21 protein-coding genes are annotated in these 22,814 nt (G+C 39.2%); 18 read left to right on the top strand and 3 right to left on the bottom strand.

Annotation, left to right across the window (positions count from 1 at the left end; genetic code table 11):
* Positions 1-33: 33 nt before the first annotated feature.
* Together ACKGJO_RS04085 and ACKGJO_RS04090 are read right to left on the bottom strand one after the other, a co-directional pair.
* Positions 34-1,767 carry a SulP family inorganic anion transporter gene (locus ACKGJO_RS04085; protein WP_411322125.1) on the bottom strand — a complete coding sequence of 578 codons (1,734 nt, stop codon included), beginning with the start codon at positions 1,765-1,767 and terminating at the stop codon, positions 34-36.
* A gap of 8 nt (positions 1,768-1,775) precedes the next feature.
* Positions 1,776-3,563, bottom strand: a complete 1,788-nt coding sequence (locus ACKGJO_RS04090; protein ID WP_411322126.1) for an SLC13 family permease — start codon at positions 3,561-3,563, stop codon at positions 1,776-1,778.
* 211 nt (positions 3,564-3,774) lie between these two features.
* On the opposite strand from ACKGJO_RS04090, the gene greA reads away from it, so the two are divergent.
* The 16 genes from greA (at position 3,775) to pssA (ending at position 18,678) form a co-directional block, all read left to right on the top strand.
* A complete protein-coding gene (gene greA, locus ACKGJO_RS04095) occupies positions 3,775-4,251 on the top strand; it encodes a transcription elongation factor GreA (protein ID WP_411322127.1) in 477 nt (158 codons plus the stop codon).
* 16 nt (positions 4,252-4,267) lie between these two features.
* Entirely contained in the window at positions 4,268-4,723 is a 456-nt protein-coding gene (locus ACKGJO_RS04100; protein WP_411322128.1) for an NUDIX domain-containing protein, read from the top strand.
* A 38-nt stretch (positions 4,724-4,761) separates the two neighbouring features.
* A complete protein-coding gene (locus ACKGJO_RS04105; RefSeq protein ID WP_411322129.1) occupies positions 4,762-5,931 on the top strand; it encodes a hypothetical protein in 1,170 nt (389 codons plus the stop codon).
* A 7-nt stretch (positions 5,932-5,938) separates the two neighbouring features.
* Positions 5,939-7,156 carry an acetate/propionate family kinase gene (locus tag ACKGJO_RS04110; RefSeq protein WP_411322130.1) on the top strand — a complete coding sequence of 406 codons (1,218 nt, stop codon included), beginning with the start codon at positions 5,939-5,941 and terminating at the stop codon, positions 7,154-7,156.
* A 53-nt stretch (positions 7,157-7,209) separates the two neighbouring features.
* A complete protein-coding gene (locus tag ACKGJO_RS04115) occupies positions 7,210-8,934 on the top strand; it encodes a caspase family protein (protein ID WP_411322131.1) in 1,725 nt (574 codons plus the stop codon).
* On the top strand, positions 8,934-9,797 hold the full coding sequence (locus ACKGJO_RS04120; RefSeq protein ID WP_411322132.1) for an EamA family transporter: 864 nt from the start codon (positions 8,934-8,936) through the stop codon (positions 9,795-9,797). The genes ACKGJO_RS04115 and ACKGJO_RS04120 overlap by 1 nt, the downstream gene beginning before the upstream one ends.
* Positions 9,797-10,744 carry a phosphate acetyltransferase gene (pta, locus tag ACKGJO_RS04125; RefSeq protein WP_411322133.1) on the top strand — a complete coding sequence of 316 codons (948 nt, stop codon included), beginning with the start codon at positions 9,797-9,799 and terminating at the stop codon, positions 10,742-10,744. The genes ACKGJO_RS04120 and pta overlap by 1 nt, the downstream gene beginning before the upstream one ends.
* A gap of 33 nt (positions 10,745-10,777) precedes the next feature.
* On the top strand, positions 10,778-11,383 hold the full coding sequence (gene tmk, locus ACKGJO_RS04130; RefSeq protein WP_411322134.1) for a dTMP kinase: 606 nt from the start codon (positions 10,778-10,780) through the stop codon (positions 11,381-11,383).
* Between the two features lie 209 nt (positions 11,384-11,592).
* The gene (locus ACKGJO_RS04135) at positions 11,593-12,066 is read left to right on the top strand and encodes an SRPBCC family protein (RefSeq protein WP_411322135.1); all 474 of its coding nucleotides are present in this window, start codon (positions 11,593-11,595) and stop codon (positions 12,064-12,066) included.
* Between the two features lie 75 nt (positions 12,067-12,141).
* Positions 12,142-12,993, top strand: coding sequence for a shikimate dehydrogenase (gene aroE, locus ACKGJO_RS04140; RefSeq protein WP_411322136.1), 852 nt, complete (start codon positions 12,142-12,144; stop codon positions 12,991-12,993).
* The gene (gene pgeF, locus ACKGJO_RS04145; RefSeq protein WP_411322137.1) at positions 12,977-13,723 is read left to right on the top strand and encodes a peptidoglycan editing factor PgeF; all 747 of its coding nucleotides are present in this window, start codon (positions 12,977-12,979) and stop codon (positions 13,721-13,723) included. The genes aroE and pgeF overlap by 17 nt, the downstream gene beginning before the upstream one ends.
* A 70-nt stretch (positions 13,724-13,793) precedes the next feature.
* Positions 13,794-14,633 carry a histone deacetylase family protein gene (locus tag ACKGJO_RS04150; protein WP_411322138.1) on the top strand — a complete coding sequence of 280 codons (840 nt, stop codon included), beginning with the start codon at positions 13,794-13,796 and terminating at the stop codon, positions 14,631-14,633.
* Positions 14,634-14,697: 64 nt separating this feature from the next.
* Positions 14,698-15,849 (top strand): 1-deoxy-D-xylulose-5-phosphate reductoisomerase, encoded by a 1,152-nt coding sequence (locus tag ACKGJO_RS04155; protein ID WP_411322139.1) that lies wholly within the window; start codon positions 14,698-14,700, stop codon positions 15,847-15,849.
* Between the two features lie 5 nt (positions 15,850-15,854).
* Positions 15,855-17,195 (top strand): RIP metalloprotease RseP, encoded by a 1,341-nt coding sequence (gene rseP, locus ACKGJO_RS04160; protein WP_411322140.1) that lies wholly within the window; start codon positions 15,855-15,857, stop codon positions 17,193-17,195.
* Between the two features lie 2 nt (positions 17,196-17,197).
* Positions 17,198-17,848 (top strand): phosphatidylserine decarboxylase family protein, encoded by a 651-nt coding sequence (locus tag ACKGJO_RS04165; RefSeq protein ID WP_411322141.1) that lies wholly within the window; start codon positions 17,198-17,200, stop codon positions 17,846-17,848.
* On the top strand, positions 17,848-18,678 hold the full coding sequence (pssA, locus tag ACKGJO_RS04170) for a CDP-diacylglycerol--serine O-phosphatidyltransferase (RefSeq protein ID WP_411322142.1): 831 nt from the start codon (positions 17,848-17,850) through the stop codon (positions 18,676-18,678). Before ACKGJO_RS04165 ends, pssA begins: the two co-directional genes overlap by 1 nt.
* A 177-nt stretch (positions 18,679-18,855) precedes the next feature.
* Here pssA and ACKGJO_RS04175 read toward each other — a convergent pair whose 3' ends face one another.
* The gene (locus tag ACKGJO_RS04175) at positions 18,856-19,884 is read right to left on the bottom strand and encodes a glycosyltransferase family protein (protein ID WP_411322143.1); all 1,029 of its coding nucleotides are present in this window, start codon (positions 19,882-19,884) and stop codon (positions 18,856-18,858) included.
* 426 nt (positions 19,885-20,310) lie between these two features.
* Between ACKGJO_RS04175 and trpE the strand changes: the two genes are divergently transcribed.
* The gene (gene trpE, locus ACKGJO_RS04180) at positions 20,311-21,771 is read left to right on the top strand and encodes an anthranilate synthase component I (protein WP_411322144.1); all 1,461 of its coding nucleotides are present in this window, start codon (positions 20,311-20,313) and stop codon (positions 21,769-21,771) included.
* A 20-nt stretch (positions 21,772-21,791) separates the two neighbouring features.
* Complete coding sequence (gene trpS, locus ACKGJO_RS04185) at positions 21,792-22,778, top strand: tryptophan--tRNA ligase (protein WP_411322145.1); 987 nt, start codon at positions 21,792-21,794, stop codon at positions 22,776-22,778.
* Positions 22,779-22,814 lie beyond the last annotated feature (36 nt).

Below are 22,814 nucleotides of genomic sequence, written 5' to 3' on the forward strand. Positions count from 1 at the left end.
AAAATTGGGTGAATGTTTTTTTGGGTCGACGCATCAAGCGCAGATTTTATCATAATCACTTAAACGGCTTCCTCCATCTTTCTTATCCAATTTCTTAAGTGCGGCTCTTACGCCTTCATGTACTGTATTAAAGAAGCGATTTGATTTAACAAAGGTGCTGATATCTGATTTTCTGATGACGTCACGGACCGGCCCTATTAGACCTGAAATGTATAATTCTATACCTTGTTTATTCAAGGTTTCTATGATCATTAATAATGAATCCATTGCAGAGACATCCATATCACCTATGGTTGTCCCATCAATGATCACATATTTGGGAGCTTCGGAACCGTTCATGCTTTTTTCAAGAATGTAATTTTTAAAGAACTCTGCATTCACAAAAGAGAAAGGGGCATCAACCCTGAGAATTAGTACTCCGGGGATAGTTTTAACTTCTGAAAAGCGTTCTTTGTTTTTGAAATCTCTTGTCTCAGGCATCAAACCCAGTTCAGCAACAGTTGGTTTGCTCATCTTCATTAAAAGAGCCAATACAGATGATACCAATCCTATAATGATGCCTTCCTGAATACCAATGGCTAAAACACTTATAAAAGTAATGAAAGCAACCAAGGCATCTCTTCGCTTGGTATTTATGAGAAACCTGAGTTCTTTTACATCTACGAGATTGCTCACTGATACCACTATGATAGCACCCAGTAAAGGTTTAGGCAGTATCTCAAACAGAGGTGTGAGAAACAACAGTGTAAATAGAATAAGTAGGCCCGCAAAAATATTATTTAATGATGTTTGAGCACCGGCCTGTTCTGCAATAGCTGAACGGGAAAAACTTGACGAGATCGGTAGAGATTGAAAAAGGCTCCCTGCAATATTACTGGCACCCACAGCCATCAACTCCTGATTTGGGTTGACAGTATAGCCATGTTTCCTGGCAAAAGATTTCGACAGTGAAGCTACGGTCATAAACTGGATCAAGGCAAGAGTAAATGCATTGGGGGCTATTTCTCTGATTGCTTCGGTATCGAAGGCCGGCAGGGCGAATTCGGGCAGACCGACCGGGATTGCACCTACCTGAGCAATTCCCCATTGAGATATACTTATGAATGATACTACAATAATCGTCACAGTAACCAATATCACCGACTCCGGCAGTTTAGCATAGTACCTTCTGGTTAAAACCAAAAATAGGACAAAGAAGACTGAAAGACCTAATGACGGAAAGTGAATATTACCGATCTGGTGCCAAAGATCGATTAGGATCACATGGATGTATTGAGAATTTTGGATTTCAATGTTAAGCAAGGTTCCCATCTGGCTTGCAATGATTATAATTGGGGCAGCAATGGTGAACCCGGAAATGACAGGTCGTGAGAACAGATTAAAAACAAAACCCAGTTTCATTAATCCCATCAGGATCTGAAACGTACCGGTCATTACAGCAATGAGAATAGCAAAGGTGATTTTTTCACTGGGGTCACCGCCTGCTAAAAAACCGAGACCAGCAGCTAAAATCAACATGTCTATTGCAACCGGCCCGATCGATATATGTCGTGATGTCCCAAATAAAGGATAGACAAATAATGGAATGAGACCGGCATATAAGCCATAGATTGGAGGTAAACCTGCAATCACTGCGTAGGCCATTCCCTGAGGAATAAGAACTACACCAACAGTTGACCCGGCTATAAGGTCAGCCTTAAGTTTCGAAAGGTTATAGCCTATGAGAACTTCAAGAATGGGTATGTATTTTTTCAGAAAGTACTGCATTTGTCAGTTTAAAATGGCCAGAAATAAGGAATCACAAAGGTACCAATAATCCAGAAAATAATGTTAAGCGGTGTCCCAACTTTCACAAAATCTGTAAATTTATAATGACCCGGCCCAAAGATCATAGTGTTTGTCTGATAGCCGATCGGCGTTATAAAACTCAATGATGCAGCCATAGTTACAGCCACGAGAAAAGGTGTAGCATCAATTCCTAAGGTGGTAGCTGCCTCGATGGCAATTGGGGCAAGAAGAGCAGCTGTTGCTTGATTTGAGATCAAATTTGTGAGCATCATGGATAGAAAAAAGAAAGCAGATAAGACTGCAGTTGGGCCGATGGATTCAAACTGGGTGATCAATCCATCAACCAATAATTGAGCAGCTCCGGTTTTCTGCATCGCAATACCAAGAGGAAGGACGCCAGCCAAGAGGAATATTACTTTCCAGTTAATGGATTGATAGGCCTCTTCGTTTGTCAGGCAGCCCGTCAGAATCATTAATATCACCCCGCAAATAGCGGTGGCTACAATGGGTAGAACCCCGAAAGCTGCGAAACCCACTACGCCGGCTATTATTGTCAATGCAATGGGTATTTTTGATGTCTTGTGCTCAGGAAGATTGATCTCTGTGGCTAGTACAAACTCCTCCGATGTTTTAATATCATTTACACGTTCTTTATCTACATATAGCAAAAGAGAAGTACCTCTTTGCAATCTGATATCAGCTAATTGTTCCTGCTCAATTTTACCCCTTTGTCGAATTGCTAATACGATACCTTCATACTGTTGATAAATATTAAGTTGGTTTAATTTTTTTCCTTCGTAGGATGATTCAGGAGCTACAACAGCCTCAACTAATTGGGCATTACCTAATTCAAAATCTTTATCCTCCCACGCTTTGGTGGGTTTGATAAGCACATCTTCCCGATTTAATAATTTATTTAACTCTTTAACGCTTCCGCGAATTCTTAAGACATCATTAGATTCGAGGGTAATACTTCCACGATTCGGCTTGGAAGTCATCTTTGCATCAAAAACTTCGACTATATCCAGATCAAGATCCTTTATCAGATCAGTGTTTTCCAAGGGGGTTCTCACAAACTCAGAGTTCTGCTGCAAAACCACGTCAGTTAAATAACTCTGCATTTCAAAGGTCTCAGTCAGGGGTTCGTCTTTTCGACGTTTTGGTATGATCTTAATACCAATAGTAAACAGATAGATAAAGCCAGTTACAAAGAAAATGGCGGCAACAGGAGCAAATTCAAACATGGTGAAACCAGCCATGTCATTATCTCTTGCGATAGAATCTACCAGAAGGTTGGTCGAGGTCCCGATAAGAGTGAATACCCCACCCAGCATAGCTGCGAATGATAACGGCATAAGAAGTTTAGAGGCACTTTGGCCCAGATCCCTCGAAAGACTGATGATGACAGGAATGAATATGGCTACAGCGGCCGTATTATTTATAAATGCTGAGATCACACCGATCACCAGCATGATGATCAACATGGCAATATTGAAGTTAAGTTTACTCAGTGTGTAAAAATACTCCCCGACAATATCGAGAGCACCTGTCTTTCTTAGTCCTTCACTCAATATGAACATGCATGCAATTGTTACTGTAGCGGGATTGCTAAAGCCCGAAAGCCCTTCCTTAGGTGTCAATATTCCTGATACCACTAAAATGGCCAGCAGGATCAAAGATGTAGTGTCGAAGGGAATCCTTTTGTTGACAAATAATACAACTGCCAACAAAATAAGTCCGTAGACAAAAAGTATTTCTGGAGCTATCCCAAACATTCTTAAATTTATGAAGTCATTATTAAGGGTCAAATATCAAAATTGACAGGCATTTATAAAAACCTTTTTATAAGATTAACTGAATAAGAAAACAAGGATGGAAATCCATTGATTAAGCTCTTATTTTAAGATAAAATACAAATGAATGTAAAAGCCACTTGCCACCGGTAAGTTGCTTTTTTTATTTATAGAAACCGATTAAAAAAAGATTATGAGTAAAGTTCAATATCTGACGCAAGAAGGTTATGACAAGCTTGATGCTGAGTTGAAAGACCTGAAATCAAGAGGACGCAGGGAGATAGCTGAAGAGATATCTGAAGCCAGAGCAAAAGGGGACCTTAGTGAGAATGCTGAGTATGATGCCGCCAAAGAAGCACAGGGACACCTCGAGGACAGAATTACCAAACTTGAGGATGCACTTGCAAATGCAAGGGTACTGGACAAGAAAGATCTTGATCTCTCAAGAGTCCGTGTACTCACTACGGTTACCATTTTGAACAAAAAAATGGATAAGGAAATGAAGTACACCATCGTTTCACCTAATGAAGCTGATTTTGCTGCAGGTAAGATCTCCATTGAATCACCTATAGGAAAAGCACTTCTTGGCAGGGAACAAGGCGAAGTAGTTAAAGTTGATGTACCGGCAGGTAAACTTGAACTTGAGATCTTGAAAATTGAGATCGACTGATCACTACATCTAAAATATGAAAAAACTCATCGACGTTTACCCATACAAGATCGTAAATGGCGAGGTCCATTTTTTGGTTCTTAAGCGATCATCAAGTAAGATCTACGCTGAACAGTGGCGGATGATTGGGGGCAAGGTAAAGTCAGGTGAAACAAGTTGGAATGCGGGTTTAAGAGAACTCCAAGAAGAAACTGGCCTCAAACCTTTAAAGTACTGGTCGGTCCCCTCTGTAAATCAGTTCTATGAACACACAACCGATATGATACACAGTATACCAGCTTTTGCAGCAGAATTATCAGATCAGGGATACATAAAATTGGATGATGAACATACTGGCTACAAGTGGATCACCATTCAGCAGATTTCTGATTTTATAAAATGGCCTGAGCAACAGCGTTTAATGAAGCTTATTGATGAGCTGCTAAAAAATGAAACTAACGAAATATTACCAGAGTGGATCATAGAAGTCTGATTTTATTTTTCATATTTGTTCTACTGCCTGCTGGATTAATGGCACAATCGGATGAATATGAGTTGTCTTTTGCACCTGATGTTTGGTATAACTCCGTTGATGGTATCAGACTGGGAGTTCGTGTAGCCGGTAATGTGGAGGGGGAATTCAGAAGTGGTCCCCATCGGCTTGACGCAGGTCTTTGGCTAGGGACCGCACTGCCTAAGTCCCCGTTGTCTTATTTTGTTAGATATACCGAGCCCATAAAGGGTATATCTTCGTATGCCAATGAAGGAAGCATACAGCTGTTATCAACAATTAGGACAGGATACAGTTATCACGAAGTTTCATTTAACAAAAGATGGCAACCCGGTTTTGATGAACTTCAGTTTAAAGAACTTTCATTAGGTTTCAGTCAGGAAAAATTGATCGATTTTGCATACCGACCTTATCCACAACTTTGGCAGGATGACTGGAAGTCAATAATAAGCTTAAACTTCTGGATCAGTGAGAAATGGGACAAACAAAAGTTTGATATTCAGTTCACTCTTCTTCAAAATGTAAATGAAGCATCTAATTATTTTACGGTTGGAACTCTTGAAATTACAGAGCAAATATTTTTGAATGATCTGTTTAAACTACGTTTGCGTGGTTTTGGTGGATATGTAACTGAGGATGGGGCTCCTGAATATCTGTTTGGTTATAGTTTTGGACTGCCCATGGAGTGGTTAGATACTGGTATTTCCAGAGCCAAAGGAACACTTAAAGAATCCTGGCTTAGCAGTGGTCTGATCAGTTTTGCCAGTGGCCCTAACCTAAGAGGGTATACCCGCCACGATTTTGAAATTTTAAGTAACGGAGGCGTTCCTCAGTATAAATCTATAGCTGCATTTAATACTGAATTTGAGTTTCCAAATTTTTTAAATAATAAACTTGATCGCACCATCATTGGGGATTTCGTGAAACTAAGATCCTATGTTTTTGGTGATTTGGGATGCACTTTTGATAAAGAAGAAACCGTGAATTTACCAATGGTTGAAAACCCTACTTGGGTCGCAGATGCCGGTATCGGTGTGCAGTTTTCTATTAATATCCCTGATTATCTCGGAAAAGACAGAGGTGTTGCGCTCAGGTATGAAGTTCCGTTTTGGATTTCCAAACCAATGGGATCTGAAAAGCATTTTAAATATCGTAATTTAATTGGCATAGGAGCCGTAATCTCATTCTAACTCACTCATGAAAATTTTAGTTATAAATTGTGGCAGTTCTTCCATCAAATATCAGCTTATAAACACTGAAACTCAGGATTGTCTGTGTAAAGGATTGGTTGAAAGAATTGGAGCAGTCACCTCGATCATTAAGCAGGAATTTAAAGGCGAGAAACCATTCAAAAAAACAATGGTTATTGAAAATCATGCCTCCGCCTTAAAGACCATTATGGAACTTTTGGTGGAAGCTGATAATGATCACCTCCAGTCTTTGGGTGAAATAGAAGCTGTAGGTCACCGTGTGGTACATGGAGGGGAGACTTTTAAAGACTCTGTTCTTATTGATGAAGATGTTGAGGAAGCTATTCAACAGGCATTCGATATTGCTCCTCTTCACAATCCGCCAAATTTGGATGGAATCAGGGCTGCAAAAAAACATTTACCGGATGTTCCTCACGTAGCAGTGTTTGATACGGCATTCCATCACTCAATACCAAAACATGCTTTCTTGTACGGTATACCAAACCGTTTATACAGGAGGTATAAGATCAGAAAATATGGCTTTCATGGAACATCTCACTATTACGTAAGTCGGAAGTACTATAAAATAACAGATAAAGTAAAAAAAGGATCAAAGATCATCACATGTCATTTAGGTAATGGTTGTTCAGTAACAGCTATCAAGGATGGGAACTCTTACGATACCAGCATGGGGTTTTCACCTTTGGAAGGACTTGTGATGGGTACCAGAAGTGGTGATATCGATCCTTCTATTTTGTTCTATCTCATCGATAAAGAGGAACTTTCCCTGGCAAATGTGCATGCGTTATTGAATAAACACAGTGGACTGCTTGGCTTGAGTGGATATGCTGCTGATATGCGAGACCTTCTCGAGGAAGCAGAGAATGGTGATCGTAGATGTATAGAGGCGATTGATGTTTTCTGTTACAGAGTCCAAAAATATATTGGGTCATATATAGCTGCCATGAATGGAGTTGACGCCATTATTTTTACCGGTGGTATCGGAGAAAACGCTGCACCAATTCGGGAAAAGATCATGTCAGATATGGATTATGCCGGTGTGAAACTGGATCTAAATAAAAACAAAGATCGAGGAGAGAGCACTCTTATTACTACTGAAGATTCTGACACAGAGGTGCACGTAATTCCAACAAATGAAGAATTAGTGATCGCTATTGATGCAGCAAAAATTGCAACAGCTTCCAAACAAACTCCATGGGCTTAAAACTTTTAATATGGGATTCTGTTCTTAGAATTGCAGTTTGTACTGCTCGGCTCTTGTTTAAGTCAACGACTGCTTTATTTTTAGTAGTGATTTCTCTTTTGACAGTTTCTTGTTCAAGTACCAGTTGGGTAGTTATTGAGGAAGACGCAACAGATATCAGTGATTATGAATTGATCAAGTCAGAATTTTACCTTGATTCGAATGACACAATCACACCTCAAATACCTATCCTTGATGTAGACTTAATGGCAGTTAACTCATATGAGTATGCTCAGCGCATCAAGACTGAACGTTACATACAACGATATCGCCCAAGATTAGGATATGTAATGTTGGGTGTAGCCGGAGCTGGTCTTTCATATTATGCAGCATTTTCTGATCAGTTATTACAACAGCCAACTGGTCCTCAAAGATATTCTTTGATAGGCGCTGGCACATTATTAACAGGCTTATCATTTTTGAATATGAAACCGGTGGACGAGCCAACTAAAACCGGGGAGACTCGACTGCTTCGTAAAACCGGCACGGTAGTGGTTGCTGATACTATAGAAACCCTGCCTTATACTGATGAACCGGCAAAAGTGTCTATCTCATATGGAGACAGCCTTTTAGTCACAGACAAGAATTATACATTTACCGAAAATAACGTTTCAATAAATTTGGTTGATGAGGTGAATTCAAATTTATTTGGGGAAGATCCTGAATTTAATTTAAATATATCTATAGAGTATGATTCACTGACAGCCTTAAAGAATATACCGATATCATCAATATTCGAACAGTTTGTAGTAGTTGATACAGATGTATCACCATTACGAAATGCACCAGATGTGAATGCAGATAATGTATTAACTGATCTGGCAAAGGGCAGTCAACTTAAGTTAGTTCAAAGGGAAGAAGAATGGTTCAAGGTTTTGTATGGAATTTCAGAAACCTGGATATCAGTCGGCGATGTGTATACCATCTGGAGGCCTGCTGAGTTTTCCTCAGACCTTACCGTGGTTACCATTCCAAATATACCATTTGGGTCTATAGATGTGGAACGAGATATTCCGGTTTTAGATGATCTTGCACAAAATACAGCTGCATTTATACTTTCAAATGATCAGTATTCAGGGCAGTATAGTGAAAGAACATACGGTGATCGTGATAGTCAGCTGATAGAAGAATACTTCTTACAGGCTCTTGGTATTCGCTCAAATAACATCATTCGAAGCTTTAATATTGATTCAGTTGAACAATTGAATACTGCAACTGACCGTCTGGTAAATTTACTTGACAGTAACCGTAAAAGGGTTATCGCTTACATTAATGGTTATGCTATAGTTGAAGATGGTAACTTATATATACTTGGTACTGACTATACTGGTGAGGATTCCGGGCTTATAAATCTGAAAATGTTTTTCGAAGAAATTAGAGAAGCTCAGCCGACTCAGTTTATTGGCTTTGTAGATCTCGACATTCTTCAAACTGATAATTCTGATTTTAATTATGAAGCCTTTCTATCTGATCTATCGAAGGATATTTCACAATCTGCTGTAATTTTTTCAAGCACACCCTCACAGCGCTCAGGTGTGTTTTCTTCACAAAATGGTGAAAAAAACCGACACAGTATTTTTACCTATTATCTGGCAGAGGCACTCAAACAGAACAAAACGGGAATAAATCAGATCCTGGACCATCTGAAGAGAAACGTACCGTTCAGATCTAGAAGTATCTATGATCGACCTCAGGATCCTGTACTAATTGGCAGATCCGATATACAATTAGTTGAATAATGGCTTTTATCTTCATCTTTTTAAGCATTTGTTGTTCCCTTTCTATTGCTCAGATCTTAAAGATAGCAGAGAATAATAAGATGAGGGTGTTAAATATTCTTGTTATAAATTATCTGGCAGGATCACTGATAAGTCTGTTCAATTCTGCTGAATTCGGTTCTGAGAGTCTGATCCTAATTGACCAAGAGTTTGTAATTTTAGGTGTGATGATCTTATTAGGTCTAATATTCATCGGTAATTTGGTGGTATACAGTCGATCGATCGATCGTGTGGGGATGGGAGTGAGTATAGCGGCTATGCGTATGTCATTGATATTCCCGATAGCAGTCAGCTTATTTATTTTTGGGGAAGAATTAGCTTCAATACGGTACTTGGGTATCTTAATGGCTTTAGTAGCGTTACTGTTGATGGTACCGAGGATCAAAACAAAAAGAATATCCGGAATATCGGATGCATGGCTTCCTGTTTTGATCTTTTTAATGACCGGAGCTGCAGATACAGGCCTGAAAGTTTATGAACGAATGTTTGCATCACAACTTTCAGAAGAACTTTTTGTATCAGGTATATTTTTTATTTCATTTCTGACAGGATTATGCATTTTGATAAAAAGAAGAGAACTTCATTTTACCTTTAAAGAAATTGGCTATGGTATAGCCACTGGAATAGTAAACCTATATTCTTCTATCTTTTTGATCTATGCGTTGAAATTAATGCCAGGTTCGGTAGTATTCCCGATAGTAAATGTTTCTCTGGTTATTTTAGGCACCCTTATAGGTGTTTGGGTCTGGAAAGATAAACCGACAGTAAAGCAGTGGTCAGGTTTGGCTGTTGCTGTAATTTCAATCTATTTATTGATAGGATAATGAATTTCATACAAGATATAAGAAAAAGAGCTTCATCAACATCAAAAAGGATCGTTCTGCCTCGTTCATCAGATATTCGAGTAATTAAAGCTGCTGAATACTTACAGGATAATAATTTAGCAAAGCCGATTTTAATTCAAAATGAAGAGGCTTCTATTCCAAAACATTTAGATGTGATCGATCCTGTATCGGATGAAAGGCTAAAGGCTTACGCAACTACTTTTTACGAAAGAAGAAAACATAAAGGAATTTCTGAAGCTGAAAGCATCGAAATTATAAAGGATCCACTTTTCTTTGCTGCTTCTATGCTTGCAGCCGGAGATGCAGACGGAGCTGTGGCCGGTTCTGTAGCAACTACAGGAGATGTGCTGAGAGCTGCTATCCAAGCCATTGGGTTAAAAAAGGGATCAAATGTTGTTTCAAGTGTTTTTATCATGAGTTTTGAAGACGGCAGGGTTTACACTTATGGAGATTGCGCCGTTGTGCCTTATCCAAATGAGGAGCAGCTAGCAACCATTGCCATTGATTCAGCTCAAACACATGAAAAAGTCACCGGTACAGATCCCAAAGTAGCCATGTTGTCTTTTTCTACGAAGGGCAGTGCACAGCACGAGCGTATCGATTTGGTGAAAAATGCACTTGAGATCGTAAAAACTCATAACCTGGATTTTTCCGCAGATGGTGAACTTCAGTTTGATGCCGCAATCATCCCTGAGATCGCGAAACGTAAAGCTCCTGGATCTGAAGTAGCGGGTCAGGCCAATGTATTTATCTTTCCAAATTTGGATGCTGGAAATATTGCTTATAAAATTACAGAAAGATTGGCAGATGCAACAGCTACAGGGCCTGTGATACAAGGATTGGCAAAACCTATGATGGACCTATCAAGAGGCTGCAGCTGGGAAGATATTGTCAATACAGCCTGCGTATGTGCTCTGATGAATTAAGTGAACAATAACAGGGGATGAATAGTCGATAATATGTTAATAACATTCGAAGGAATAGACGGAAGCGGTAAATCGACTCAAATTGAACTATTACAGCAATATTTGAGAGATAAAAGTTATGAGGTACAGGTTTTCCGGGAACCCGGAGGAACAGATGTATCTGAAATGATCCGAGGTATGTTGTTGAACCCTGAGATCGAAATAGATCCGGTTACAGAGCTTTTGCTATTTTCATCAGCACGGTCACAACTTGTAGCGGAAAAGTTATTACCCTTACTGAAGAAAGATGTTGTAGTGATCCTAGACCGGTTCTTTGATTCAACAACTGCCTATCAAGGCTTTGGAAGAAAAAGCATGCCAATTGAAGAGATCAAACAGATAAACGAGATTGCTACCCATAATTTGACCCCAGATGTCACTTTTTACCTTCGTCTTAGTCTGGAAGAAGCTGCTGAACGAACCAAAAGATTTGAGAAAGACAGGATGGAGCTTTCAGGAGATTCATTTTTTAAACGAGTATTCGATGGATTCGAACAGATAGCTAAAACTGAAGAGAGATTTAAGACAATTGATGCGGGGCAGGGAGTTCAGGAAATACATGAAGAGATCGTAAGTAATCTTGAAAATAGACTGCTTTAATCGACCCTCGTATTCGGCAAATCTTCGGAATAAAAGACTTTTTATTATAAAAAGTTATAGAAAATAAATTTTTATGTGCCAGGATAATTGAGGCTTAGTCATATTATCCGTAAATTTAGAACAATCTGGATGAGTCCTGCCTTTTTCCATGACAACCAGTTCATCAAAAGAATACAATTCTAACGATCATAACTACCAAGTATTAAATTATGGCGCACGAAAGAATCGAAATTGATCTACCTCTTGCCAAAGTCTACGAACTCTTAAGCAACCCAGTTGAATTTCCTAAGTTTTTGGAACGCATCGACAAAGTAGAGCGAGTCAACTCGCAGACATTTGAGTATAAAACTATGATAGGGGACGAAGAGTACAGTTGGACAACTAACTTAATCGACAACCTACGTAATACCCGTTTTGCCTGGATTACCATAAGTGGTAACCTGAATCAAACAGGTACTATACGTTTTACTCCACTTGATAATGGAGAACGCACTCGCGTTGAGTTTTCATTAGACTACCGAACCTTTTTCGGTGAACCAGAGGAAGAACTTGCTTCTTTTATTGAAGATTCACCGGCTCAGTTAGCTAAAGATCTGGCAAAGTTCAAAGAACTAGCCGAAGGAGGAACTTTTAAAGAAACTCCGATCGAAACTGATGAAGAGAAAGAAGAAGTTACTGCTTAGTCAGATCGATATATAATTTCATATTGAATGCGCATCCTTAACGATGCGCATTTTTTTTGTCATTAGATCACCATTATGAATTTCAGTGAATTTTTAGCTTCAGAGTCGAGCCATCGCCCGCATTATTTACTCATTGGCAGCCCCATTAGTCACAGTGTTTCACCGCTGATGCACAATATTGCTCTGCAACACCACGACCTTAAAGCAGAATATCACGCAGTGGGGGTTCGTCAGAGTGAAATACCAAGTTTGATAGCACACTTCAATAAACTGGAATTCCTTGGGGCAAATGTTACTATACCGTATAAGGAAACTGTGTTTGAAGCCATGGATACACTCGGAATGGAAGCGGCTCAAATTGAAGCAATTAACACCATCGTGAAGCGAGATGGAAAAATAATTGGAGAAAATACGGATGAATATGGATTTCGGGTTCCCATTGAAGAATATGAGGATGAACTCTATGGAGAAACGGCTGTTATTTTTGGAACGGGGGGAGCCACAAAAGCCATAAACTTTGCATTACAGGGTATGGGTTTGGAAGATATTATCATGGTTTCAAGGAGACCCGGACAATATGATACTTCCGGTAATATAAAGATGTGTAATTATGATAACTGGACAGCCTATGCAGAGGATGCTTCAATTATAATCAATGCAACCCCTTTAGGTATGGAGCCAAATATCGAAGCATCTCCGGTAGCAGACGATCAGGTAGATATTTTAACAGGTAAAATTTGTTATGATGTTGTGTATAATCCACAGGAAACAAAATTTTTAAAACAATCAAAACAAGCTGATGGAATACCAGTGGGTGGTTTGGATATGTTGATCCATCAGGCAGCTAAGTCATTTAAAATGTGGACCGGTCTGGAATTTCCATTAGGTCTTATAAAAATGAAATTAGATGATGTCTTCCCGGATTGAATATATCCAGCCTGCATTGCTAAATGGGCATGGTATTTCCAGTTGGTTTACGCTCAGAAATCATCAAAATGTAAATCAGAATAGTAATATACCGGGTCTGAATCTTGGATTAAATACAATTGAGCCAATAGAAGTAGTAGAGCATAACAGAAATCTACTACTTAAAAGGTTGAAAATTGAGCAGCATGAATTAGCTTATGCAAAACAGATTCACAAGACCAATATAGAAACAGTTGACACCGGCGGTGAATACCCTGACACAGATGGACTGGTAACGAATGAAAGAAACCTTGTACTTGCTATTCAAGTGGCTGATTGTGCAGCAATTTTATTGGGAGACAGAAAAAATCATGTAATTGGGGCTGCACATGCCGGATGGAGAGGAGCTGTTGATGATATTTGCATCAAAGTAATTATGAGAATGAAAGAGCTAGGGGCTGAGTCCAAACAAATAAAAGCATTTATTAGCCCCTGTATATCCCTGAAGAACTTTGAAGTGGGAGAGGAAGTAGCAATTCAATTCCCCTCTCGCTATATAGATCTCACCTCTTATGAAAAGCCTCATGTAGATCTCAATACATTTATTAAAGATCAGTTGATGGAACAGGGAATTGCAGAAGAGAATATTGAATTAAGTGGAAAGTGTACAATCGATAATGAGTATTTTTATTCTTATCGGCGGCAGAAGAACAAGAGTGGAAGAATGATGGCTATGATTAAACTTAATTAGGTAATTTATCTTGAGAGTGAGCTATAGCCAGGGTTATGTTGCGGATATCCCCGATGATCATGTTTTCCCGATGAAGAAATTCAGAGCGTTACATCATTATCTTGTCAATAATGATGTCGTATCTGAAAATGAAGTAGTTAAGCCTTCTTTGGTTGAATTTTCAAGTCTAATCACGGCACATACCGATCGTTATGCAAAAGCCGTATGGACCGGAGAATTAGATAAAAAAGAAATCCGCAGAATGGGGTTGCCATGGAGTAAGTCGCTTGCCATTAGGTCGAGATTAGCCGTACAAGGCACTATTAATGCCGGTTTGATGGCTTTGCAGGATGGATTAGCCGGTAATTTGGCCGGGGGCACGCATCATTCCATGCCGGATTATGGCGAGGGATTTTGTGTATACAATGATGTTGCAGTTGCCATTCGCGTTCTTCAACAATCTATGTGGGTAAACAAGGTGCTCGTCATTGATTGTGATGTTCATCAAGGAAACGGCACGGCTCATATATTCGAGAATGATGAATCAGTTTATACATTCTCTATTCACGGGCAAAATAATTACCCTTTCAAAAAGCCTCCATCAGATCTTGATGTTGGGCTACCCGATAAAACAAATGACAAAGACTATCATAATGTGCTCATTAGTGCTTTAGATAAGATAAAAAGCGAATTTGATCCGGATCTTGTCTTTTACCTTGGAGGGATCGATCCTTTAAAGAGAGATCATTTTGGAAGATTATCATTAACGTTAAATGGATTAAGGGTAAGAGATCGCATTGTAATTGAGACTGTCACTCAATGGGATAAACCGATTACTTTACTACTTTCAGGCGGGTATGCACCGTCATTATCTGAGACGGTTACAGCTCACGCTCAGATGTTTGAAGTAGCAAAAGAAATGGGGTTTTGAACATTCATTCCTTACCTTTAGGGTCTATAAAGAATTTAAAATTGAAGATTATTCATCTCTAAGAGTGAAAAAGAAAAAACTAGTTATTTTGGGCTCTACAGGATCCATTGGTACGCAGGCTCTTGAGATCGTCCGGCAACATCCTGATCAATTTGAGGTTTTAGCAATTTCAGCTAATACCAACTGGAAATTGTTTTCGGACCAGATCAATGAATTTACTCCTAAATTTGCCCTAATATGTAACTCAGATTATTATTCTGATCTTCGAAGCAATATATCTTCTTCTATAAAAATAATAAGTGGTGAAGAGCATTTACCGGCCTTAGCTACTCTGGATGAAGCTGATATAATACTTAATAGTCTTGTAGGTTTTGCAGGATTTGAATCAACTTTGAATGCTATTCAGGCCAACAAAAAGGTAGCATTGGCTAATAAAGAATCTCTTGTAGCTGGTGGAGAGATTATCATGAAGGAGTTGAAACAATCAAATGCTGAACTTATACCTGTAGATTCAGAGCACAGTGCCATGTTTCAGTGTATGGCCGGTGAAGATATGAAGGATATCGAGAAAATAGTGATCACAGCAAGTGGTGGGCCATTCCGGAACCACACAGTCGATCAGCTAAAAAAAGTAACCTTAAAAGAAGCTCTCGATCATCCTAACTGGGATATGGGTGATAAGATAACCATAGATTCAGCCACGATGATGAATAAAGGCCTCGAGATCATAGAAGCTCATTGGTTATTTGGTATTCCTGTTGAAGACATTGAGCCCGTTATTCATCCGCAAAGTATTATTCATTCCATTATTACATTTAAAGACGGTTCAAGTAAGGCCCAAATGGGGCCACCAGATATGAAAGTACCCATAATATACGCTTTAGGGTATCCTGACAGACTTCCATTGAAGACGCCAAGAATGGATTGGGGTAAAACGCATAGCCTGACGTTTAGTCCTGTTGACTTTCAGAAGTTTCCTTGTGTAAGATTAGCGATGGAAAGCATCAGCAAAGGCGGGTTTGCTCCTACAGTTTTGAATGCAGCAAATGAGATAGCTGTTGAGAGATTTTTGAATCGAGAAATTGGTTATATTCAAATCCCAAAAATTGTGAAACAAAGTTTGGCGAACATAGATTTGAATGATAGTTTGAGTCTTGATAAGATTAAAGAAATAGATAAAGAAACGCGAGCATTCGCAGCATCAATATTTAAATAAATTACATGGATTGGTTTTTAAGTTTATTAAACACGTTACTCATATTCGGCGGGGCGATCATGATCCTCGTTTTTGTACATGAGTTGGGTCATTTTTTGGCGGCTAAACTATTTGGCATGAGAGTTGAACGCTTCTCAATTGGATTTCCACCACGAGTCTGGGGATTTCAGAAAGGTGATACTGATTATTGCATTGGTGCTACACCACTGGGAGGTTACGTTAAGATCTCAGGGATGATAGATGAAAGTATGGATACCGATCATTTAGAAAAAGAACCTGAAGATTGGGAATACCGAAGCAAGCCGGTATGGCAAAGAATTATTACTATAACTGCCGGTGTTATTTTCAATATGATCCTCGCTTTCTTTATCTACTTCGGGATGACCTACTCCAATGGGAAAGCGGTACTGCCAATTCAGGAATCACAGGGTATTTATGTACCTGAAACTTCCATTTTAAATGAGATTGGTTTTGAAACCGGTGATAAGATCGTAGGTGTAAACGGAAAGGAAGTAACCTACTTCAATGATCTGGTTTCTGCCTCTGAGTTAACAGCTGATAACCTGAACTATTCCGTGTTGCGTGATGGTCAGAAGATCAATGTGCCTGTAAGTTCAAACTATCTGGACAGTCTTCAAACGCGTGGATTCCTGGATATAAGCTACATGCTTCCAAGTAAGGTATCATCTGTACCGGCAGGGAGACCTGCAGCCGAAGCCGGGCTCAAGGCTGGAGACAGGATCGTTTCTGCCAATGGTGACAGCGTTAGCTACTGGGTGCAATTAGTAGAGATCATACAAGAAGCTGACACTGCTATAAACTTTGGTGTAATGAGGGCAGACTCATTATTCTACGCATCCATTATGCCTGACCAAGAAAGTAAAACTATAGGAATTGCTTCACCTAATCCTCAATCTCTGGGTTTTGAACGCATTGAGTACGGTTTTTTTGAATCCATAGGTGAAGGTTATAATCAAACCATTGAACAAACCACCGGCATTTTGCAGGGTTTTGCAAGAATGTTAACAGGCGATATTTCAGTTAAACAAAACCTTGGCGGACCAATTGCCATTGCAAATATTACTCGCGAGGCAACTGATCAAGCCGGTTGGATTGGATTTTGGAACATAACGGCATTATTAAGTATTACGCTGGCCATATTAAATATACTTCCTATACCTGCATTGGATGGAGGACATTTGGTATTTCTGCTTTATGAAGGAATTACCAGGAGAGAACCCTCCGAAAAGGTTCGAATGGTGGCACAACAGATCGGTTTCTTCTTAATGATAGGGCTCTTTATTTTTGTTATGTTTAATGATGCATTCAGGTATTTTGGATTATAAAAATGATCTCTAAAGAAGGTTACGGCACAATTGCATTCGTTGTTCTAGTATCGTTATTGGTAAGCGGCTTTGCCGGTTATTATTTACCGGAGAGGATAACCTACATGTTCTATTCTGTATTTTTAGTCCTCACAGCTTTAACGGTCTATTTTTTTAGAGATCCGGATAGAAATATTCCCTCTGATACCAATCTAATTATTGCACCGGCAGACGGTAAGGTTGTTTTTATAAAGGAAATTGAAGAAAACGTTTATTTAAAAGGCAAAGCAACACAGATCAGTATTTTCTTATCACCTTTGAATGTTCATGTTAATAGAAATCCGGTTTCAGGAAAGTTGGAATATGTCAAATATCATCCGGGCGAATATCTAATGGCATGGACCGAGCATGCTTCGGAACTCAATGAGAGGGCAGACTTTGGAGTTCTTCATCCATCAGGAACCAAAATCTTTTTCCGTCAGATTACCGGATTTTTGGCACGTCGTATCGTTTACAAGATCAATGAGGGTGATGACCTTGTTGCAGGAGAACGTTTTGGCATTATGAAATTTGGTTCGCGAATGGATGTTGTTGTCCCCGGTAATGTTACAACTCAGGTTAAAGAAGGAGATAAGACTGTAGCCGGGGAATCTGTACTTGGAACTATTCAATAATGAAATATCCTATCCAAAAGAAATATCACTCATTCAAGCAGCGACAGAAGCGACGAAAGGAGGTAAAGCCACCGGTAAATAAACGAATTGCCGTTCCTAGTTTCTTTACTTTAATGAACCTTTTCAGTGGTTTTCTTGCGATTATTTCTATATCCAATGAAGATTTTGTACTGGGAGCTTGGCTGATTGCTTTAGCCGGTTTATTTGACGTTTTTGACGGATTAATGGCAAGATTGGCCAATGCCACCAGTGATTTTGGTATTGAGTTGGACTCGATCAGTGATATGGTCTCTTTTGGAGTCGCTCCGGGATTCCTGATCTACAGCTGGAGTTTACATGAACTTGGTTTTGTAGGGATCATAGTTAGTGCACTTCCTCCTTTATGCGGCGCAGTAAGACTTGCACGGTTTAATGTTAATGCACGCCTACAGCCCTCTCAGGGTTTTTTCATAGGATTACCAATTCCTGCACAGGCTATTATTTTGGGATCCTTCTTTTTGACCTTTAAAGACTCTGTAGAACTGTTTTCATTTCTTGAAAACGGAGTCAATTCAGCTCTGATACCTATCATTGTTGTGATATCTTTTTTGATGGTAAGTACGCTTCCATTTGATAAGATCCCAAGATTTGACCGAAATACGATCCGTGAACAGAGAGGGACCTTTATTCTATTTATAACTTATCTGATACTCATACTTGCCTTCAAAGAATATGGTTTGATGATTGTATTCACGATTTTCGTGCTTAAAGGTATTACGATAGGTGCTATCCAATTCTTTACGGATGATTATGGACCGGAAGGCACTGATGAATTTCAGGATTACAGCTGATTTACAATACAATCTCATGCTGTCAGCAAACTAGTTTATATGCGGAACAGGTATAGATATAGTAAAATGATCAACTCATATCAATTAATGGCATGTGTTCTTGCAAGGTCGATAGAAACAATAAAAGTCATGCCACGACCAAGAAGATTTCCGGTTACGATCCAGAAAGCTTTTTCTTTAGGCCTTGTCATCTTTCCGGGTCTCAGCAGCGTGATGTTTTATCAAATCTTTTAATTCATTTTGATCTTTGAACAGAAAGACATTTGTTTTTTCAGCTTCTTCAGACAAACAGCCAATATCAGGGGCTAATACAGCTTTATTGAACGCTAGTGCCATATGATAACTGCTGGAGGACAAAATCTCTCTATAATTGTATACGGAGATGTCAGCGGCCGAAAAGAACCAGCTTACCCGATCTTCTCCAATAAAATGAGGTATGACCTTAATTCTGTCATCTGATTGCTCGTAAACACCTAATTTCTTGTAAAGCTTTTCATTTCCTTTTTTAATTGGACCTACGATCAACAGTTTACACTTTAGATCAAATTCAATAATTAATGTTGCCACCAGATCCATTCTCTTATACCTGCTGATATTTCCAAACATTAACAAAATTGGTTCTTCATCTTCTAATACAACTTTGTAATGGGTTCTTAGGAGGTCTCTTGCCTCATTCTTAGCGATTGAATCCAGTGGATATTCAGGGTGGGATATAACGTGAAATTTTTCCTTATCACACATTAAACGATTGGACATTATATCAACGGCCTTGGCGCAATGAACATGTAAAGCTTTCGACCACTTGGCCATTTTCTGATGCAGATAAAGATGCAGATTTAAATACTTACGGTCGTGGGGAAATTCATTGTGAATAGTCCATACAACAGTTCCTCCAAGTTTTTGAAAGAAGTAAATACAAAACAATTTCCAGGGCATCCCTATCAAAGATTTGAAGTCTTGAAATTCAAACCAATGATAATGTAATATGGAGTTTCTGTTTGTTAGAATAGCTGCGATTAGTTTAAAATGATCAAAAATGCTTATGGACCTTATCTTAAACTCTTCACTTTCGATCAAATTTTTGTATAGCAGGTATAGGTAATCTGTTTTCTTGTGGGAGAACCGTATCAGCGGTACCACATAGATCTTTTCTGCGTTTGGGTTCAACGAATGATAGAGTTTGGCTAAAGCTTCTGAGTTCTTCATGATCTAAAAGGTCTATTGAATCCCTAATGAGTGTGCAGTGCCAAAGCCGGTTCACAAGCGGTGATTCGAATTAAATCAGATTCATTAAATTATAGCATCAGGTTTATGCTAATGTTAATCAATGATAAATCGTAAGTCCACTATATCATTAATTGTAACAAATCAGGATTCTGTATTGCATAAACCTGAACAGGCCTTTATATTCAGCGCGACATGAAGAATCAAATTAACGATTTACAATATTGGTGGTGGCCCGTTATAGAATATAACAGTGGGACTGCTATGTAATTGAGCATTTGAGAAAAGAAGTTTAAAACCCACTGTTCGTTCGAATGGTGGGTTTTTTTGTTTTTATGAGTGCGTTATTAGTTATTCACGACCCATTTATCAGTTTTTAAATAACTAAGATCGATTAACGAAAAATAGATGAATAAAGAACAATTTTTAGAATTAAGTAAAGAATACACGGCCATACCGGTTTATAGGAGACTACTTGCGGATGTATTGACCCCGGTTTCCCTGTTTATGAATATTCGAGAAGGAGCTGAATTCCCATTTCTTCTTGAATCAGTTGAAGGCGGAGAGCAATTGGCCCGTTATTCATTTATTGGACGAAATCCATATCAAAAGCTATCCTTTGATGGAGCTAAAACAACGCTTGAAACTAAAGATGAACGAAAAATAGTATCATCATCGTATTTTGAAAAACTTAAAGAGCTTACTACGGCCTATTCTGAACCTACACTTCCCGGGCTTCCTCGATTAAAGGGTGGTGCTGTTGGATTTTCAGCCTATGACACCTTTCGCCAAGTGGAAGACCTGCCAAATGTACCTGAAGATGACCTGAATCTTCCGGAAGCCATCTGGGCTTTTTATGATGAGATCTATGCATTCGACCATGTTAAACATCAGGTGGTATTGATCAAAACCGTCTTTGTTGAAGAAGAGGATAATCTCGAAGAAGCATATCAGAAAGCGCAGCAAAACCTGGATGAAATGGAAGAGGCGGCATTAAATTCAAATTTTAAAACCCGTCCTTTCAGTATCGATACAAATTCTCTTACCAGTAACATGGAACAGGAGTATTTTCAAAAGATAGTTAAGAAGGGTAAGGAGTACATCTATGAAGGAGATATATTTCAGGTTGTTCTTTCACAGCGATTTGAGGCTGACATGAGTGGTGATCCATTCATGTTATACCGCGCATTACGAATGGTAAATCCGTCTCCTTATTTATTCTATCTGGATTTTGAAGACTTCCAACTGGTTGGGTCTTCACCGGAAGTCTTGGTTCGTGTTCAAGAAGGCGAAACCAGAGTGCTGCCGATCGCCGGTACACGTCCGCGTGGAAAAACTCATGAAGAAGATCTCGCTTTTGAAGAGGATCTTAAAAGAGATCCAAAAGAAGTTTCTGAGCATATCATGCTGGTAGATCTGGGGCGAAATGATTTGTCGCGAGTATGTAAACCCGGTACTGTAAAGATGGAGCGAAATCAGGTGATCGAACGTTATTCTCACGTCATGCACATTGTAAGTGATGTGGTTGGTGAATTACAGGACAACCAAACTTCAGTTGATGCCCTTATGCAGTGCTTTCCTGCCGGTACGGTAAGCGGAGCCCCAAAAATAAGGGCTATGGAGATCATTGATGAGTTGGAACACACAAAACGAGGTATTTATGCAGGTGCCGTAGGATATTTTGATTTTTCTGGCAATATGGATACTTGCATTGCTATCAGAACTATGGTCGTAACCGGTAACAAAGCATATATTCAGGCAGGTGCAGGAATCGTGGCTGATAGTGACCCTGTTAAAGAATTCGAAGAAACTCAAAACAAAGCTGGCGCATTGATTCAGGCGCTCAATGTAGCTTTAGATATTCAATAAATATTACTTAAATCAGATCAATGAGTAAGAAAAAAACTATTTTATCAGGTATTCAGCCTTCCGGAAAACTACATATCGGTAATTATTTCGGAGCTATACGTCAACACATTGCCATGCAGGAGGAGGGAGATGCCTTTTTCTTCATTGCAAATTACCATTCGTTGACATCTTTAAATGATGGTAAACAGTTGTATCAAAACACGATCGATGTAACGCTTGACTATCTGGCGTTAGGACTGGATCCCAAAAAGGCCACTTTCTTTGCACAATCGGATGTACCTCAGGTAACTGAACTAGCCTGGATACTTGGAACCCTGGCACCTGTGTCATTGATGGAAAAAGGAGTTTCTTACAAGGACAAGATCGCTGCCGGGCTCAAACCAAATATTGGATTATTCACTTATCCCATCCTGCAAGCCGCAGATATTTTGATCTATCACTCTGATATTGTGCCTGTGGGCGAAGACCAAAAACAAAATATTGAGATAACACGTGATCTGGCCGGTAAGTTTAATCATACTTACAATAACGAGTATCTCAAGCTACCTGAAGAACACATAGTAAAGTCAGTAGCCGTTGTTCCGGGTATAGATGGACGCAAAATGAGTAAGAGTTACGATAACACCATAGATATTTTTGCTGAAGGCAAAGCTTTGAAAAAACGCGTAATGTCAATTCAGACAGACTCAACAGCTCTAGAAGACCCAAAAGACCCGGAAAGTGATAATGTGTTTGCCCTGATCAAGCTTTTTGCTGACAAGGAAACTCAGAGTGAGATTGCTGAAAAATATCGAGCGGGTGGATATGGTTATGGTCATGCAAAAAAGGAACTTTTAGGCATGATTGAAGATTTCTTCGAAGAGGCAAGGGAAAGACGCAAGGACTTGGAAACGGACCTTGATTATGTTCATGATGTACTGCGACAGGGAAGTAAAAGAGCCCGTAATCGCGCTGAGGAAGTTATGGAACCGATCAGGGAAGTAACGGGTATTGTAAGACATTTTTAGTTTTGTTAGCAGTGATATCCACTAGACCTTTAATTA

Origin of the sequence: Gracilimonas qinghaiensis, assembly GCF_046602855.1 — a bacterium.
In the GTDB taxonomy this organism is placed as follows: Bacteria; Bacteroidota; Rhodothermia; order Balneolales; family Balneolaceae; genus Gracilimonas.